We start from the raw sequence: 16672 nt of genomic DNA, 5'->3' as shown, positions 1-16672 counted from the left end.
GGACCGCTGTACGTCACCGAACTGAAAGTCGCCAGTGCAATCATCTGTCGGGGGCTCGTAACACGGCCCATGGCCGACCGATCCGACCCGCCAGGGCCGGGATGGCTCTCTAACCGAACCGGGATGACGATTCTGGCGGCCCTCAGCGTCTTCCTCGCGACGCTTATCCTCCTGCCATATCTCCAGTACGTGTTGCTCGGAATCGTCCTCGCGTATATCCTCATGCCGGCTCAGCGGCGCCTCGAGCGCACCCTCGGCTCGATGCTGGCCGCGCTCGTCCTCGTCACGATTGCCGTGTTGGCGATCCTCCTCCCGGTCACGTACGTGCTCGCGATCGCACTCGGCCAAGCGCTCGAGGTGTTGACGGCGATCCAGGAGGGGTCACTCGGCATGGCAGACGTCGAAGCGCAACTCGAGGACGGCCACGGGATCGATCTCTCCGATCTCTATGACACCTACCAGGAGCCGATCGGAACCGCGTTGCAGGGACTCGCGACCAGCGGCATCGAACTCGTCAGCGGCCTCCCGGCGATACTGATCGGGCTGACAGTGACAGTGTTCGTGCTCTTTGCGCTGTTGCGCGACGGCGATCGGCTCGTCGCCTGGACGCAAACCGTGTTACCGATCGACGACGAGATCCAGCGAGAGCTGCTGGCCGAGCTCGATCAGCTCATGTGGGCTTCCGTGGTCGGGAACGTCGCCGTCGCGGCGATCCAGGCGATCGCGCTCGGACTCGCGCTGGCGGTGCTTGGCATTCCTGCCGTCGTCTTGCTCACCGTGACGACGTTCGTATTGGCCCTGCTCCCGCTGATCGGTGCCTTCGGCGTCTGGCTGCCCGTCGCCGTCTATCTCGCCGCTACCAACGATCTCGTCGGTGCCGTCGCGATCGCGGCCTACGGTTCGCTCGTCAGCGCCTCCGATACCTACCTTCGGCCCGCTCTCATCGGTCGGACGAGTGCCTTCAACTCCGCTATCGTCGTCGTCGGGATCTTCGGCGGGATCGTCGTCTTCGGCGCGGTCGGCCTCTTTATCGGCCCCGTCGTCCTCGGCGGTGCGAAAGTCACCCTCGACGCCTTCGCTCGAGAACGGACCGCCGACCTCGACTCGTCCGCTCGAGTCGAGCCCGAATCCGAGGCCGGCGCCGAGGAAGACGACAGTAACGACGCGGATACGGTGGGTGCCGTCGAAGCGGACGAGCAGCCGTCGGAAGCGTCCGGGCGCGACGGCGTGTCGGAGTCGGATACCGGCGACGAGAGCACCGACAGCGAAACCCGGGACGGACTGGACTCGCGTTCGGGGACGCCGGCCGACACCGAGGCGGATCGATCGGGGTGATCGCCGTCCGGACGGGGCGAGGTGGGGCGACGTGGAGCGGGGTGGGGTACCCCCTCTCGTGTCTATCCGCTGCCGAATCGAAGGGGTGCGTTCATTACCCTCTGTCCGTTATGCTCGGGTATCATGTCTCGGATCGGCGCCCGCAACCGACGCGGGTGGGGATGGACAGACGCGCACGATCGGGACCGGGACGACTAAGCCATGCACGGATCAGACGCCACGGGGAGCCCGTACGCTCCCCACACGGAGACGGAACAGTCGCGGATGCTCGAGACGATCGGCGCGGAGTCGATCGATGACCTCTTCGATATCCCCGACGCGGTCGGGTTCGACGGGACGTTCGGGATCGACGCGAGATCGGAACGGGAGACACGGCGGCTCGTCCGCTCGATTTTACGTCGCAACGACGACCTGACCGAGCTTCTGGGTCGGGGCCACTACGGCTACTACGTGCCGTCGCTGGTCGATCACCTCGCGGATCGCTCGGAGTTTCTCACCTCGTATACGCAGTACCAGCCGGAGGTCTCACAGGGGTTCCTGCAGGCGCTGTTCGAGTACCAGTCGCTTCTGGTCGAGTTGACGGGACTCGACGTCGCCAACTGCTCGATGTACGACGCTGCGACGGCACTCGGCGAGGCCGCGACGCTGGCCGAACGCGTCCGCACGACGAGCGGCCATCGAGTGCTCGTCCCCGACCGCTTGCTCGAGGGACGGCGCTCGACGCTCGAGAACTACGTCGCCGGCACCGATCTCGCGATCGAAGAGTACCCGACCGACGACGGAAACGCCGATCTGGCGGCTCTCGAGGAAGCCGTCGGCGAGGACGTCGTCATGGTTTACGCGGAGAATCCGACAGTACGGGGGACGATCGAGGAAGGGCTCGCGTCGATCGGCGAGTTCGCCGCCGAAAACGACGCGCTGTTCGTCCTCGGCTCGGATCCGATCGCGCTCTCGGTGCTCCAGCGACCGGCCGACGTCGGCGCCGACGTCGTCGTCGGCGACGCGAGCGTACTCGGCTTGCCGACGAGCTACGGGATGGGGCTCGGCCTGTTCGCGTGTCGCGAGGACTACCTCCGACAGGTCCCCGGCCGACTCGTCGGCGCCAGCGAGGACGCGACCGACCGGCGGGCGTTCACGCTGACGCTCCAGACCCGCGAACAACACATCCGCCGGGAACGGGCGACGAGTAACATCTGTACCAACCAGGCCTGGGTCGCGTTGCGAACGGCGATGCACGCCGCGTCCCTCGGCCCCGACGGGCTGGTCGACCTCGCGAACCGCGGTGTCACCCGCGCTCAGAATCTCGCCGCCCGAGTCGACGATCTCGAGGGCGTCGACGCGCCGGTTCACGACCGCCACCACCTCAGGGAGTTCGTCGCCCGGGTCGATCGGCCGGCGCGGGCGGTCGCCGACGACCTCGAGGATCGCGGCTTCGCGGTCCACGTCGTCGGCGAAGACGAGATACAGCTCTGCGTCGCCGGCGTCTCCGACGAACGACTCGATGCGTTCGTCGCGGCCCTCGAGGAGGTGGTTCGATGAGCGACGAACCTGACGCCGCCGACCACGCCAGCGCAGACGAACAGGCCCGTTACGACCAGGCTCGCTACGTCGAGAACGGACAGTACGAGCCACTACTATCGGAGAAAGACCAAACGCGCGTCGAGGTCGGTGGCGACGACTCGCCGCTTCCCGACGACCTCACTCGCGATTCGATCGAGCTCCCGTCTCTCTCCGAGCCCGAACTGGCGCGCCACTACACGCGTCTCTCCCAGATGGTCTACGGGATCGACAGCGGACCGTACCCGCTTGGCTCGTGTACGATGAAGTACAACCCCAAGTTCACCGAGGACGTGGCTGCACTTCCCTCGGGTGCGGTCCATCCCGATCGCTCGGAGAAGTCGGTCCAGGGCACGCTCGAGCTCATGTACCGGCTACAGGATTACCTGGGACGGATCGGTGGCATGGACGCCGTGACGCTCCAGCCACCCGCCGGCGCCGCCGGCGAGTTCGTCGGGATCCGCGTCGCTGCGGCCTACCACGAGCACAACGGCGAGGAAGGCCGCGACGAGGTCATCGTCCCCGAAAGTGCCCACGGAACGAACTTCGCCAGCGCCGCGCTGGGCGGCTACGACGTCGTCTCGCTGCCAAGCGACGACGCCGGTCGAGTCGATCTCGAGGCGCTCGAGGCCGCCCTCTCCGAGAATACGGCGGCACTGATGCTTACGAACCCGAACACGCTGGGACTGTTCGAACGCGACATCGAGGAGATCGCCGACATGGTCCACGACGTCGGCGGACTGTTGTACTACGACGGGGCCAACCTCAACGCCCTACTCGGCCGTGCGCGGCCGGGTGACATGGGATTCGACGTGATGCACTACAACGTCCACAAGACGTTCGCGACGCCCCACGGAGGGGGTGGGCCGGGTGCTGGTCCCGTCGGCGTCGTCGACGAGCTGGCGCCGTTCCTGCCGTCCCCTCGTGTACGGGAAGCCGACTCGACCGACACCGAAACGACCTACGAACTGTTCGACCCCGAACACACCATCGGCAAGGTCCACGGCTATCAGGGCAACTGGCTCGTGTTGATCAAGACCTTCGCCTACATCGCTCGACTGGGCGACGAGGGGCTGACCGACGCCAGTGCGAAGGCCGTCCTCAACGCGAACTACCTCGCGAGCCGGATCGAGTACGACGTTCCTTACGAACCGTTCCACCACGAGTTCGTCGCCAGCGCGGGCGACCAGGACGCCGCCGACGTCGCGAAACGGATGCTCGACTACGGCGTCCACCCGCCGACGACCAAGTGGCCTGAGATCGTCCCCGAGGCGCTGATGACCGAGCCGACGGAGGTCGAGAGCAAGGAGACCCTCGACCGACTCGCAGCCGCGTTCAACGCCGTCGCGGACGAAGACGACGGAACACTCGAGAGCTCGCCCGAACGCACCACCGCCCGACGGATCGATCAGACCAGCGCCGCGCGAAACCCGCGGCTGTCCTGGCACGCACTCGAGGACGGCGAGGAGTAGGACGTCGGCGGACGGTCACGGACTGTTCTTCGGACGCTTCCAGCGGGCTAGCCCATCTACTGGGTCGGAGACTGGATCCCGTCTTCCATGTGCTCGAGCAAGGCCGGATGGAGCGTGCCGTTCGAGCCAAGCAGCGCCGAGCGATCGCCCGTCTCGAGGGAAAACGTGAAGGGATCGCCGTTCTCGTCGGAGATCGTCGCGCCGGCTTCGCGAGCGATCACGAGGCCGGCGGCGATGTCCCAGGGGTAGGTGTCGTGCTCCCAGACGGCGTCGGCGCTACCGCTGGCGAGATAACAGAGATTGAGTGCGGCCGAGCCCAGACGGCGGACGCCGCGGGATTCCTGGTAGAAATGTGAGAGGAAGAGTCCGTCGGGATCGTACCCCGAGATGAGCATGCTCTCGTCGAGTCGGTCGCGGTCGGTCGTCGCGATCGGATCGCCATCACGCCAGGCACCCTCGCCGGCGATACCGGTAAACAGCTCGCCGGTCTCGGGGACGTAGACGACACCGATGATCGGCTCTCCGTTCTCGACGAGGCCGATCGAGACTGAATAGTTGGGATTGCCGTGGGCGAAGTTTCCGGTCCCGTCGAGGGGGTCGACTACCCATGTGTAGTCGGTGTCGGTCCCGTACTGACGAGTGCTCTCCTCGGAGAAGACCGCGTGGTTTGGGTACTCGTTGCGGATGACGGTCGTGATGATCCGGTCGGCCTGGTGGTCGGCCTCGGTGACGATGTCCGACTTGTCAGTCTTTTGATCTATCGACTCGACCTGTCCGTGGAGTTCACACAGCGGTTCGCCAGCGGCTTCGGCGGCCTCCGTCGCGACGGTGAGTGCACGTTCGACGAACCCCTTCGACTCCCGGCGCGACGATTTCGCCGTCGACCGTTGCTCGAGGCGCTTTTCCGGCGGCACCTCGGCGTCGCGGATGTCCCAGCCGAGTTTCTTCGTGATCGCGGTAAAGAAGTGGTCGTCGTAGCTTGTGCGGACGACGTGAGCCAGTTTGTCGGCCCCCGTCACGACGATCTCGTCGTCGCCGCTCAAGATAGTGTGGGCGCGGCCGCCGTCGACCAGCAGGCTCGCCTGTCCTTGCGTGACGATCCGCAGTTCGGTCTCCGGTGAGACGACGATCGGCCGGACGCCGAGTTTGTGTGTATGCAGCGGGACGATCTGGAGCGTGTGGTTGTTCACGGGGTAGTGGACTGGCCCGTTGGCCGACAGCGAAATCCCCGTCGAGCCGGTCGGCGTCGAGACGGCGAGTCCAGTCCCCTCGAACTCGCCGACGTACTCGTCGTCCGCGTAGACGTCGAGTCGAGTCACTTTCCGGTCGATCGGGTTCTCCGGGGGGACCTGCTGGACCATCACGTCGTTGATCCCGGTCGCGTCCACACCCGGAGCGTCGACGTGGATCTGCTGGCGGCTGTCGACCTCGGCGCGCCCGCGTAACGTCTCGTCTAAGGCGTCCTCGAGGTCCTCCGGCTCGACGCGAGCGAGAAACGCGAGCGTCCCCGTGTTGACACCCAGCTGTGGAACGTTCCGAGGAGCGAACGTCTTGATTCCCTCGAGGAACGTCCCGTCGCCGCCGAGCGTGACGCCGAGTGTCGCCCGGTTCTCGTCGTAGACGCCGCCGATGTCGTCGCCGACGTCGACGGTCGAGAGTTCGATTCCGTGTTCGTCGGTCCAGTCGGCGAGTCGCTCGAGGGTCTCGTCGCTGTCCGGACTGACGATCGCGATGAGTTCGTCCGTAGTGGCCAGCCTCCGTCCTTGCATACTGTTACCGTCCCACATTGCACCACAGATCGTGATAAATGGTGTTATCAGCCGCCTGTTCGTTCTGGGGACGGAATACGTCGTCGATTCCGGGAGACATGGGGTAACACTTGTAATCCTCGACGGGGATATACGTGTTGTATGTCTGTCATCGATATCGCACGGGAGACGGTCGTCACCGTCGAGCCGGACGCGGCGTTGTCCGACGTCGTCCGGACGATGCGATCGAACCGGGTCGGGAGCGTCGTCGTCGTCGAGGAAAGCGAACCGATCGGGCTCGTCTCCGATCGCGATCTTGCCCTCGAGGTCCTCGACGGAGAGGGAGCAAACGAGGAGACGCCGGTCTCCGATATCATCACGGGCGAGATCCGGACGGTATCGGCGGACACGGGTGTCTACGATCTCGTCGATCTCATGTCCGACACCGGCGTCCGCCGTCTTCCCGTGGTCGACGACGGTGACCTCGTCGGAATCGTCTCGCTGAGCGACGTCGTGGTTCTGCTGGGAATGGAGCTCCAACACGTCGCGAACACGATCCGTGCGGTGTCACCGGCGTACGAACGGTCCGCGACGGATCTGTGAGACGATTAGTAAACTGGAGTCAACCCGGGTGATCGTATACCGTCGGACAGAACGGGTGATACCTTCACCGGATGCGTCCCCGATGACGGTGTATCAACGCATCTGTCCGACGGTGTATCAGACGGGCGAAACGGTGGATCGGGAGCGTTACGCTTCGGCGCTCGAGTCGACGGCCGTCCCGTTGTTACCGATCTGGACGAAGCCGTAATCACAGTCCGGACAGTGCCACTTGACCTTCTCGCCCAGGTGCAGCGTCGTGCTCGCGGCGCGATAAAACGTCTTCTCTCCGCCGCAGTTCGGACACTCGTGCTCGAGTTCCATCGCCATGAGCGGGGCTTGGGTACGCCACGTGTTTAACGTACCGATTCAGGCGACATCGGCGTTCGACGGCGCTACAGTAACAACTGAAACGATGTTCCTCCGATCGCACTCGCTCCCAGATCACGTCGGTCTCCGGTCGCGTCGCTGGCCTCATACGGACTGCTGTCCCGCTGTCTCGCCGATCGCCAGGACGGGTCGGCGATCGGCGGGAATTGATTACAGTAGACCGTATCATGTACGCCGCTCGCTCCAACCCGCGCTCCACTCGTGCGAACGGGTGTGCAGTGACGGTCAGTAGCTACGATCGGTTCGGTCTCCGCCGTCGACCGTTTGCATCCAGCTGTCGGCTAGTAATTAAGTGTTTACCGGCCGTCGACTCGGGCATGTCGATCTACACTGGACGCGGTGACGATGGAAAGACCGATCTCCGGGACATGAGCCGCGTCTCCAAGACGAGCGCGCGAATCGAAGCCTACGGGACCGTCGACGAACTCAACGCCCTTCTTGGAACGATCCGACCGACGGACCACGACGACGTCAACGACCGGCTGCGGACGGTCCAAAACCACCTTCACGTCGTTCAGGCGGATTTCGCGAACCCCGATCCCGACGAGGACGATCCCGTCGTCCGGGCCGAACACGTCGAGACTATCGAGGACTGGATCGACGAGTACGACGAGGAACTCGAGCCGCTGACGTCGTTTATTCTGCCGACGGGAAGCGAGGACGGCGCAGCACTCCACCACGCCCGAACGGTTTGCCGGCGCGCCGAACGCCGCGCCGTCGCTCTTGCCTCCGAAGACCGGATCAACGAACAGGCCGTGCAGTATCTCAACCGCCTCTCCGACGGCCTGTTCACGTTCGCCCGCGTCGTCAACAAACGCGACGGCGAACCCGAGGAGTCGCCGCAGTACTGACGGCTACGCCTCCCGTTCGGGCTCTACGCCAACCAGTCGCTGTCCGAGCACGTCCGCGTACCCCGACGGCGTGAGCTTCAGCGCGGGGACGCCGGGGAACGTCAGCGTCTGGAGCGTCAGAAGCGGCCGATCGATCTCGACGCCGGCCGCTCGTAGCGCGTCCTCGAGGTCGTCGTACCCACGGACGACGTCTTCGACCGGCGCTTCGGTCGCGACCCCACCGACTGGCAGTTCGAGGTCGGCGACGACGGCGCCGTCTCGAGCGACTGCAAAGCCCCCGCCTAGCTCGGCGACCCGTCGAGCGGCGACGACGGCGTCGTCCGTGTCGGCGGCGACGACTGCCAGCCCGATCGCCTCCCAGGTCAGGCTCGTCGCGACCGCGCCATCCTCGAGGCCGAACCCGGTCAGGAAGCCGGTGAAGCCGCGCTCGTCGGTCCCCGGCTCGCGGTCGAGCAGCGTCGCCGTGAGGACGTCGGCTTCGGGGTCGGGACCGAGTCGACCCTCGTCGGGAGCGTTGCTCGAGTCCGTGCCACCCACGACGGCGGGCTCGGCGGTCGTCTCGGTCGTCACGAGCCCGCGATCGACTGCCATCGCGCGAACGACGCCGCCGACTGCGGCCTCGAGTGGCGCCGTGAACCGATCGCGCTCGAGGTCGACCGACACCTGCTCGTAGACGTAGTCGGGATACGGCTCCGCTCGCGGTTCGACGTTCGGCGTGCCCTCAGAGACGACCTGTTCGCCGTTCGTGAGCACCGTCTCGACGGTCATCGACTCGAGGTCGTCGACGACGATCACGTCCGCGTACGCACCCGGGGCGATTCGGCCCCGCCCCTCGAGCCCGAAGTGTTCGGCGGGGTTGCGCGTCGCCGCGTCGATCGCATCGCGTGTCGGGATCCCGGCCTCGATCGCGCGGCGAACGACGTCGGCCATCCCGAACCCGTCGCGGAGGTCGTTCGGCCAGACGCCGTCGGTCGAGAGCGAAACGCTTCCCCCGTCGAGGTCGGGAAACGCCGCTGCTAGCGCCGGAAGATCGTCGCGGTTCGAGCCACAGCGACCGACGACGTGGAGGCCGTTTGTACCACGCTCACACACTCCGTCGGCGGTGATCGCCTCGTGATCGTTGTCCACGACGGTCGCAAAGGCCCGGAGCGCGTCGCCCCGACAGCCAGCCCCGTGGCCGACAACGACGGCGCCGGCCTCGCGGGCCTGATCGACGAGTGCCTCGAGTGTCGTGTCACGGTCGACGACGTGGATCCAGTCGATCTCGCCGACGCCGACCACGCGCTCCCGGCCGAGCAGGTCGGCATACGCCTCGAGTTCGGCGTCGTCCCCGCGGGCCGGTTCGAACGTGTCGACGAACGGCTGTGGTGGCAGGGTGAGGTAGGCAGTCACCGGCAGGTCGGCGGTGCGCTCGAGGGTCGTCTCGACGCCTCGAGCACCGAAATGGAGCCCGAGTCCGGAGGTTTCGGTGACGATCGCGGTCGTCCCGCCCGCGAGGATCCCGGGGACGATTCGCTCGGGTACCAGCTGGAGGTCGGCGTGGGTGTGGGCGTCGATCAGCCCCGGCAAGACGACGCGGTCGGTCGCGTCGACGACTGTCGTCTCGGGGCCGGTCACGGAATCGGCGTCTTCGAGTAGCGCTGCGATGCGGTCGCCGACGACGGCGACGTCGCGTTCGAGGAACTCCCGGCGATTCGAACAGTAGACCCGCCCGCCTGTGACGACAAGCTCCGCGATTCCGTCCGCTCGCTCGAGAGCGACCGGCTGTAACTCGTTCATAGCCGTGGTAATTCGTGTCCACCGTCGTATGTCATCCGATCGCGAACGATTCTGCCGGGGCCAAAGGAGAGCCGGAGCCAATCCGTCTCGAGGCGGCCCGCGAATCGCTGGCGGCCTAATGCGGACCGCCGAGGGACGGGTTCGGCAGCGACCGGGAGTACTCGAGGATCGCGCTCACGAACCGACACCGACGAGCGCTGAAAGGAAGTCTTAAGTCGGACGATCCGATACACTCTCCTGCGGGTTGGTGATCTAGTCCGGTTATGATACCTCCTTCACACGGAGGAAGTCGGCAGTTCAAATCTGCCCCAACCCACTTTTGACGACACAATTACGAGGAGCGTAGCGACGAGTCCGTGTCGTCAAAAGTGGTCGGCAGTTTGGACCAGACGAGGCGCGCACAGCGAGCTCGTCTCGGCGTGGTTTAAATCTGCCCCAACCCACTACTTCTGTCGCGAACAAACTCGCGAGCGACAAGATTGTGACGTCGGGCAGATTTGAACGAGACCGAGGTTCTGCATTGCAGGCGCGGGTTCTCGGGCGTCGTTCAAATCTACCCCAACCATAGAACTACGCACGGTTTGTAACCATACATCTTCGCGCTCCTCAGGCCTTGTAGCGGCAGGACCGTCGTTTTGGGTAGGCGTTCGGGATCTCGAACTCGCTCAGTCATTTCACGGAGATCATCTCCACCGGGGGTCCGTGTATATATCATATCAGAAATAAATACCGGTATACGATAGGATATCTCCCGGTACTTACCACCTGAGGACTCGCTGTATTCCGTCGTCGAACTCGAATTCGTTACCGAGGTTAGCAGGTCTACAGGTACCACACCGTGCACAGTATCGCGCTGAAGGGTCTCTACTGGCGGAAATCGGTAAATCGATCGGTGACGGGGCGATTCGTTCGCTGGTTTTCCATCCGGTTGAGAACCGGTTTTAGTTCGTCGAACCGGGGACCTCTCGCGACAAGACAGTCCTCTGGATTCCATTCGATAAATCCATACTCTGCCAGCTTAGGAAGGTGAACGTGATGGTTCTGGATGAGTTCCATGTCTGCTTCGGGTATCTCCAACTGCCCCGATAAAAACTGATCGAGGAGTGCGTCGTGGGCTTCGATCAATTCCTGGGACGTGTCGGAGAGTTCTGATACCCGTCGCAGATCGCTGTCCAGTAAGTCGACGAGCAGTTGCCGCCGCTGTCCGTCTGCCAATGCATCGAATACGTCGTCGTCTTCTATCACTTCGCCTCGGAGATGCTGATCTGAGGAATGCGCAATCATGTATGCTATTACGTGCCACTCACGGAAGGGTTCCTGTTACGTCCACAGTTACATGCGCTTCGGATTAAACAGGCTACGGCCGGGAGGTGCGGGAAAGAACAGTAGACTGATGATCACGATCTTTCGGCACCATCCACTCATGACTGCTGTACCGAGTTCCCGCCGATTGCCGACACCGTTCTGGCGATCGGCGGCCAGTGACGACAGGAGACCGTCTCACTCAACGCTTTCCGTGCCCACAGGGGGCTGTTCCTCGATACGTCTGTCTCCGGGCCTCTCAACGAGACGTACTCGTGGCGTGTTCTGTCACGATACTCGGAGAAGAGATACGCCCAGAAGGATACGGCAGAATATACGCACCGGGAGATCAGTCCTCGAAGAGATCCTCTCCGAAGTGATTGAACGGTTGAACGTGGTACTCATTGATGATCTGGCTGGAGACGATTTCGAGGCCGAGATCTTCGATTCCCGTGAGGGTCTCATCTGCCATCTCGGAATCGACGGCTACCGACTCAATATGGACATTGTGGGTGCCAGTTGTCATCTCACGAACGTTGATCACGCCAGGGAGATCTAACGCCTTCTGGGCCAGTTCGGCTCGTTTTGCAACCGGCGCTCGACACACGATGAACAGATGGAGTTCGAATCCCGCCTCCTCGTAGTCGATCTCGGGGAGATAGCCACGAATCACGCCCTCCTCGAGGTATTCGATGCGGTTTCGCACTGTGCTGGCCGAGGTTCCGACCATATCGGCCATCTCCGCGGCTGTAGCTCCCCGTGCATTCTTCTGGAGAAGGTGGAGAATACCTCGGTCAACATCGTCGAGGTTGTGGACCATGAATACGAATACGGACTCCAATTCGAAAGAAGTTTTTTCCAGCTATCTTGTACGATGAACATCCTCCTCGAGCGTCTCATCCAATCCGAATCAGTATCCATCCTGTCCCATTCTGCTGTGACTCACACAGCCCGTCCAACGGTTCTGGATCTATCGTCGTATATACTGGACGCAACTCCCAAGGATCACACTCCGTTAGTGAACTTACAGCATTCTTGATCGGTTTCGCACAGCCGAACGCACCTGTCGCGGGAGAGACGACGGTGATCTCTGCCACTGTTTCTGCTGTCTCTTCACTCGTCGTCGGAAAATCCGCCCGCACAGCGAAACGAGACGTTCGTTCCCGCAGAGGGAGTCTCCGTCTTGGCGTCGTTCGAATCGGTTCCACCCACTTGCAAGTGGAAGGTCAACACATATCATCACGAAACCTGTCCGGAATGACGCTGCGCGTCGCGCCGGAGGACCGGCGCGTCCGCTGTCATACAGTGACCATGAACCGACGAACAGCCATCAGCGTCCTCGCCGGTGCCGGAATCGCATCGATTGCCGTGAGTCCCGTCGCCTCGAGTGACGACGGTTCGGACGAGGCGGACGTGGCGTTCGAACTCTCTGACTACGAAATCGTCGAATGTGGAACTACCTGCCGGGACGCGACTGCCGAGTTGGCCAACGACGGCGACGACGACGCGAGCGACGTCACCGTCTCCGTAACCGTCAGCGCCGATGGGACCGACGTCTGGGAGAGCGAGGAGGACATCGGCACGCTCGAGGCCGGCGACACGGTGACGAGAGAGGAGCGTGTCGACCTCGGCTACCGTGACGCGGCACGGGTGCGGGCCAACGACGGGGACGTCGATGTCACGACGGTCGTCGAGTCCGACGAGGAAAAAGCCGAGTTCGAAAACGAGCAGAACGTACTGTGAATCCGCCGACGGCGGGTGTCGCGTGAGTGCACCGACCGCCGTCGTCGGCGCAGTATAGTAGCCACTGACAGTCAGTGCACACCCGATCGCACGAGGGCTGTACGATCGGTGTGGGAACCGTTTCAGTCGTTACTCTAGCCTGCAAGAGTTAAGCTGTCGGACGTAGTATGGCAGCATATGGCATACCTACTTCGCTGTGATAGCTGCGACCTCGACAGCGAGTGTCCGGACTGGCCGGAAGCCAACCGGCGAGCCAGCGACCACGAGGCCGCGTATCCCGACCACTGGGTGACCATCCACGAACTGCAGGAGGCCTGATACGGACCCCTGGACCGATGTTCCGTCGATCACTGACCCATCCTGGCGATCGTGGGACGTGACGACAGCAGACCGTATCACTCGGCTTCGGCCGTCGGAGAGACGCCGAGCGCGGCCGCGAGGATCGCGGTCTGGACCGTCCGCAGGTCCGTCTCCTGGATCGTCTCCGCGGCCCGAAACCGTTCGCGGATCTCGGAGACGCGCTGGGGTGTTGCGGCCAACTGAACGAGGACGAACTCGTCCGGCGCGACGGCGTCTGCAGCCTCGAAATCGGCCCGATCGTAGAGGCCGGCGAACTCCGCAAGCACGTCCGCGACGAACGCGTCGGTCGCCTCCGCGCCCGGATCGCCCTGGGGGACCGCATCCGCGGTCTCGTCGAAGTACGTCTCGAGGTCGACGACGCCAGCCGTCTCGTACAGAGTGTCGCCGAGAGCGTCGGCGACCGGCCGCGAGAGGTAGACGCCGAACAGCTTGTATCGATCGTCACCGGTCATACTCTCACGTTCGAGCCAGAGCCACTAATCAAAACCGACGCTCGAGTTCCGAGCGGACGGTCGGTGGGAGTTCGAGCGCCGCCACCAGCTCTTCGCGGTGGTCCGGCTCTCCGTGGCCGGCGACGAATCCGTTGAGTCGTGCGACGACCGTCGAATCGACGAACGCGTCGCCACAGCGGGCCGCGAGTTCGTCGCCCGCGACCGGCGTCGATCGGAGTTCGTACTTCTGGTGGTAGTCCTCGGCTCGAGTGAACGCCTCGAGGCGTTCGATGTCGGTCGCGGCCGATCGACCGGCGCGCTCCTCGCGAGCGGTCCGCGATTGTCTGGCCGTCTCGTACTGTGTGTCGTCGTGAGCGAGGACGACGCTGCGGTACTGTCGCTTCGGTGCAGGCGACGCCCAGTCATGGTTCGCCCAGAACCACTCGAGGACGTCCTCGTAGCGGAGTGCGTCCGGATCGTACTCGAACTGGACGACCTCGGTGTGATCGCCCAGCGAGTGATAGCTCGGCTCGGGTGTCGTCCCACCTGCGTATCCGACCCGCGTTCGAACGACGCCCGACCGTGCTCCGAACAACGCGTCGGGGCCCCAGAAACAGCCCATACCGAACGTGGCTGTCGCCGTCTCGCCTGGCGGAAGCGCGCCCACGTCCGACTCGAGTGCCGACGGCCACGGTCGATCCCGGCTCGAACGGTCCATAGCGAATCGACGGGCCGCGGTCGGATGGACTTGTCGCTGTCTCCGCCCTGCACCGTCCGTGACGATCGAGTTGCGTTCACGAACGACGCTGAACTGCCGCCTGAGACGTTCAGAACTCGTAATGTGCGATCTCGGTCGCGTCACAGGTCGGACAGACGACGGGATCGTAATCGAACTTCGACCCGCAGTTGCGACACTCGTAGAGCTCCCCATCGTCGTCGATGAGCAGCCGGAGTCTGGTCACCATCCCCATCCCACGTAACCAATAGTTCCGAACGATCATTAACTAGAGTGCCAGCATTGTTCGACAGCTACCGACAGTCGGTTCGGTAGCGAGCACCGACCTTCGAACTCCGGCTCACGGTTCTCGTCGATCGTTCCGCCGGCAAACCGGGTCGAGTGAACCGGAGTCGACACCGAGTATCCAGCCCTGTGGCGACCGACACGGGCGGAACGACTATCGGACACTCTCTGGTACTGCATCGCATGAACGATGCAGTCATCGTCGATGCGGTCCGGACGCCGTTCGGGAAACGAAACGGGTCGCTTCGTGAGATGCATCCACAGGATCTGGCGGCGAAACCCCTCGAGGCCCTCGAGGAACGGAACGGCTTCGATCCGGAGACGGTCGAGGACGTGATCTACGGCTGTGTGACGCCGGTCGACGAGCAAGGGCTCAACATCGGCCGAATCGCGCCGATGGTCGCCGGCTGGGGCGACGGCGTCCCGGGCGTCCAGCTCAACCGTATGTGTGGCTCCGGCCAGCAGGCGGTCACCTTCGCGGCGACGAACGTCATGGCCGGCCAGCACGACGTCCTCGTCGCCGGCGGTGTCGAGCATATGAGCCGCGTACCGATCGGGTCGGACGGTGCCGACGGCGTCGCCGGCACGGATGCCGTCACCGACACCTACTTCGAACAGTTCGACGAGCTGACCCACCAGGGCGAAGGGGCCGAACGCATCGCCGAGGAGTATGGCTTCTCCCGGACGGAACTCGACGAGCTCGCCGTCGACTCACAGCGCCGCTGGAAGACAGCCTGGGACGACGGCCGGTACGACGACCAGATCGTCCCCGTCGAGACCGAACTCGAGGGCGAATCGATCACCGTCGAGCGGGACGAACATCCCCGACCCGAAACGGATCTCGAGAGCCTCTCGTCCCTTCCGCTCTCGTTTCGCGAGGAGGGCGACGGCGTCCACCATCCCGGCAACTCCTCGGGAATCGTCGACGGGTCGGCGGCCCTGCTCGTCGCAAGCGAGAAGGCGGCTGCCGAACACGGCTGGGAGCCGATGGCCCGGATCGTCGAGACCGAAGTCGTCGGTGTCGATCCCGTGACGATGCTCACCGGCCCGATCCCGGCGACCGAACGGGTCCTCGAGAAGGCCGACCTCGAGCTCGCGGACATCGATTACTTCGAGGTCAACGAAGCGTTCGCCTCGGTCGTCGCCGCCTGGCTCGCAGAGACCGGCGTCTCCTGGGAGCGGGTCAACGTCAACGGCGGCGCGATCGCCCACGGTCATCCCCTGGGCGCGACCGGTGGCGCGCTCCTGACGAAACTGGCCCACGAACTCGAGCGCACGGGTGGGAAGCGAGCGCTCTCGACGATGTGTATCGGCTTCGGACAGGGAATCGCGACGATCGTCGAGCGACTCTGAGGTGCCCACGATGACGGACACGAAACGGGAGTTCGTGGCGGAGGAGCTCTGGCTGTTGATCGCGATCGTGACGGTCGCGCTGACGGCTCTTGCCGGAGCCGCCGGACTCGAGGGACTCGCGGGCGCGATCTCGATACTCGGTCTGGTCCTGTTGACGCCGATCTTTCTGTTCTGGGGCGAGGAACTGGCGACGCTGCTGTTCGACGAGGAGCCGGCGGTAGCACACGGGCGCGGCGCCGAATCCGAACCGACAGCGAAGCCAGACGCACTCGAGGAACTCAAACGCCGCTACGCGGCCGGCGAGATCGACGACGCGGAGTTCGAGCGTCGCCTCGAGCGCCTCGTCGCCGTCGAGAACCTCCCCGACGACGTCTTCGACGCCGGTTCGCGCGACGGTTCGGTTGCGGACCGCGAGTACGGGATCGACCGACGCGAACGGGAGCGAGAGCGAGAGTGATGACGCGTACGCTACTGGCCTTCGACCCTGATCACCGTCCCGATCTCGTCGTAGCGTACGCTCCCGCTTTCGGGAGATTGTCCCTCGAGTTCGAGATAGCCCGGCTCGATTCCGGTCACCTTCCCCGTCACGTCGTGGTCTCCGTCGTCAGTTCGATCGCGCTCCCAGATCTGGACGACGTCGCCGACGTCTACGTGTTCGCGGACGAGCGCTGCGGCTTCGTCCTGGTCTGCGTCCGGAGGAACGTCGAGTTCGGTCATATGCATGCGGAAC

The 16672-nt window shown here is 64.1% G+C and carries 18 protein-coding genes and 1 tRNA gene; 10 read left to right on the top strand and 9 right to left on the bottom strand.

The features are described 5' to 3' along the window. Positions 1-69 precede the first annotated feature (69 nt). From RBH26_RS02690 to gcvPB, 3 genes are all read left to right on the top strand, one after another. Complete coding sequence (locus RBH26_RS02690) at positions 70-1335, top strand: AI-2E family transporter (protein ID WP_306756377.1); 1266 nt, start codon at positions 70-72, stop codon at positions 1333-1335. A gap of 201 nt (positions 1336-1536) precedes the next feature. Beyond that, complete coding sequence (gene gcvPA / locus RBH26_RS02685; RefSeq protein ID WP_306756376.1) at positions 1537-2874, top strand: aminomethyl-transferring glycine dehydrogenase subunit GcvPA; 1338 nt, start codon at positions 1537-1539, stop codon at positions 2872-2874. Further along, on the top strand, positions 2871-4364 hold the full coding sequence (gcvPB, locus tag RBH26_RS02680; protein ID WP_306756375.1) for an aminomethyl-transferring glycine dehydrogenase subunit GcvPB: 1494 nt from the start codon (positions 2871-2873) through the stop codon (positions 4362-4364). The genes gcvPA and gcvPB overlap by 4 nt, the downstream gene beginning before the upstream one ends. 56 nt (positions 4365-4420) lie before the next feature. Here gcvPB and RBH26_RS02675 read toward each other — a convergent pair whose 3' ends face one another. Beyond that, positions 4421-6133: an inositol monophosphatase family protein gene (locus RBH26_RS02675; RefSeq protein ID WP_306756373.1), complete on the bottom strand. Its 1713-nt coding sequence runs from the start codon at positions 6131-6133 to the stop codon at positions 4421-4423. Positions 6134-6274: 141 nt separating this feature from the next. Here RBH26_RS02675 and RBH26_RS02670 point away from each other — a divergent pair, with 141 nt between their 5' ends. Beyond that, positions 6275-6715 carry a CBS domain-containing protein gene (locus RBH26_RS02670; protein ID WP_306756372.1) on the top strand — a complete coding sequence of 147 codons (441 nt, stop codon included), beginning with the start codon at positions 6275-6277 and terminating at the stop codon, positions 6713-6715. A gap of 147 nt (positions 6716-6862) precedes the next feature. Here RBH26_RS02670 and RBH26_RS02665 read toward each other — a convergent pair whose 3' ends face one another. Continuing rightward, complete coding sequence (locus RBH26_RS02665; RefSeq protein ID WP_306756371.1) at positions 6863-7042, bottom strand: hypothetical protein; 180 nt, start codon at positions 7040-7042, stop codon at positions 6863-6865. Positions 7043-7419: 377 nt separating this feature from the next. Here RBH26_RS02665 and RBH26_RS02660 point away from each other — a divergent pair, with 377 nt between their 5' ends. After that, positions 7420-7953 (top strand): cob(I)yrinic acid a,c-diamide adenosyltransferase, encoded by a 534-nt coding sequence (locus tag RBH26_RS02660; protein ID WP_306756369.1) that lies wholly within the window; start codon positions 7420-7422, stop codon positions 7951-7953. A 3-nt stretch (positions 7954-7956) separates the two neighbouring features. Here RBH26_RS02660 and RBH26_RS02655 read toward each other — a convergent pair whose 3' ends face one another. Further along, a complete protein-coding gene (locus tag RBH26_RS02655) occupies positions 7957-9732 on the bottom strand; it encodes an adenine deaminase C-terminal domain-containing protein (RefSeq protein ID WP_306756368.1) in 1776 nt (591 codons plus the stop codon). A gap of 241 nt (positions 9733-9973) precedes the next feature. Between RBH26_RS02655 and RBH26_RS02650 the strand changes: the two genes are divergently transcribed. Continuing rightward, positions 9974-10048: transfer RNA gene (locus tag RBH26_RS02650), tRNA-Val, on the top strand. A 548-nt stretch (positions 10049-10596) separates the two neighbouring features. Here RBH26_RS02650 and RBH26_RS02645 read toward each other — a convergent pair. Next, positions 10597-10977, bottom strand: a complete 381-nt coding sequence (locus RBH26_RS02645; protein WP_306756367.1) for a hypothetical protein — start codon at positions 10975-10977, stop codon at positions 10597-10599. 406 nt (positions 10978-11383) lie between these two features. Continuing rightward, complete coding sequence (locus tag RBH26_RS02640) at positions 11384-11854, bottom strand: AsnC family transcriptional regulator (RefSeq protein ID WP_306756366.1); 471 nt, start codon at positions 11852-11854, stop codon at positions 11384-11386. Positions 11855-12345: 491 nt separating this feature from the next. Between RBH26_RS02640 and RBH26_RS02635 the strand changes: the two genes are divergently transcribed. Both RBH26_RS02635 and RBH26_RS02630 read left to right on the top strand, forming a co-directional pair. Further along, positions 12346-12777: a hypothetical protein gene (locus tag RBH26_RS02635; RefSeq protein WP_306756365.1), complete on the top strand. Its 432-nt coding sequence runs from the start codon at positions 12346-12348 to the stop codon at positions 12775-12777. Positions 12778-12954: 177 nt separating this feature from the next. Continuing rightward, entirely contained in the window at positions 12955-13095 is a 141-nt protein-coding gene (locus RBH26_RS02630; protein WP_306756364.1) for a hypothetical protein, read from the top strand. 77 nt (positions 13096-13172) lie between these two features. Here RBH26_RS02630 and RBH26_RS02625 read toward each other — a convergent pair whose 3' ends face one another. From RBH26_RS02625 to RBH26_RS02615, 3 genes are all read right to left on the bottom strand, one after another. Then, positions 13173-13589: a hypothetical protein gene (locus RBH26_RS02625; RefSeq protein ID WP_306756363.1), complete on the bottom strand. Its 417-nt coding sequence runs from the start codon at positions 13587-13589 to the stop codon at positions 13173-13175. A gap of 28 nt (positions 13590-13617) precedes the next feature. Next, entirely contained in the window at positions 13618-14286 is a 669-nt protein-coding gene (locus RBH26_RS02620; protein WP_306756362.1) for a peptide-methionine (S)-S-oxide reductase, read from the bottom strand. 109 nt (positions 14287-14395) lie between these two features. Beyond that, positions 14396-14533, bottom strand: a complete 138-nt coding sequence (locus tag RBH26_RS02615; RefSeq protein WP_306756955.1) for a hypothetical protein — start codon at positions 14531-14533, stop codon at positions 14396-14398. Between the two features lie 239 nt (positions 14534-14772). Between RBH26_RS02615 and RBH26_RS02610 the strand changes: the two genes are divergently transcribed. Continuing rightward, positions 14773-15942: a thiolase family protein gene (locus tag RBH26_RS02610; RefSeq protein ID WP_306756361.1), complete on the top strand. Its 1170-nt coding sequence runs from the start codon at positions 14773-14775 to the stop codon at positions 15940-15942. 10 nt (positions 15943-15952) lie between these two features. Next, complete coding sequence (locus tag RBH26_RS02605; RefSeq protein WP_306756360.1) at positions 15953-16399, top strand: SHOCT domain-containing protein; 447 nt, start codon at positions 15953-15955, stop codon at positions 16397-16399. Positions 16400-16410: 11 nt separating this feature from the next. Here the strand turns inward: RBH26_RS02605 and RBH26_RS02600 are convergent, their stop codons facing one another. After that, on the bottom strand, positions 16411-16659 hold the full coding sequence (locus RBH26_RS02600; protein WP_306756359.1) for a hypothetical protein: 249 nt from the start codon (positions 16657-16659) through the stop codon (positions 16411-16413). Positions 16660-16672 lie beyond the last annotated feature (13 nt).

Origin of the sequence: Natronolimnohabitans sp. A-GB9, assembly GCF_030848565.1 — an archaeon.
Taxonomy (GTDB): domain Archaea; phylum Halobacteriota; class Halobacteria; order Halobacteriales; family Natrialbaceae; genus Natronolimnohabitans.
This window is presented reverse-complemented; position numbering and strand designations above follow the sequence as displayed.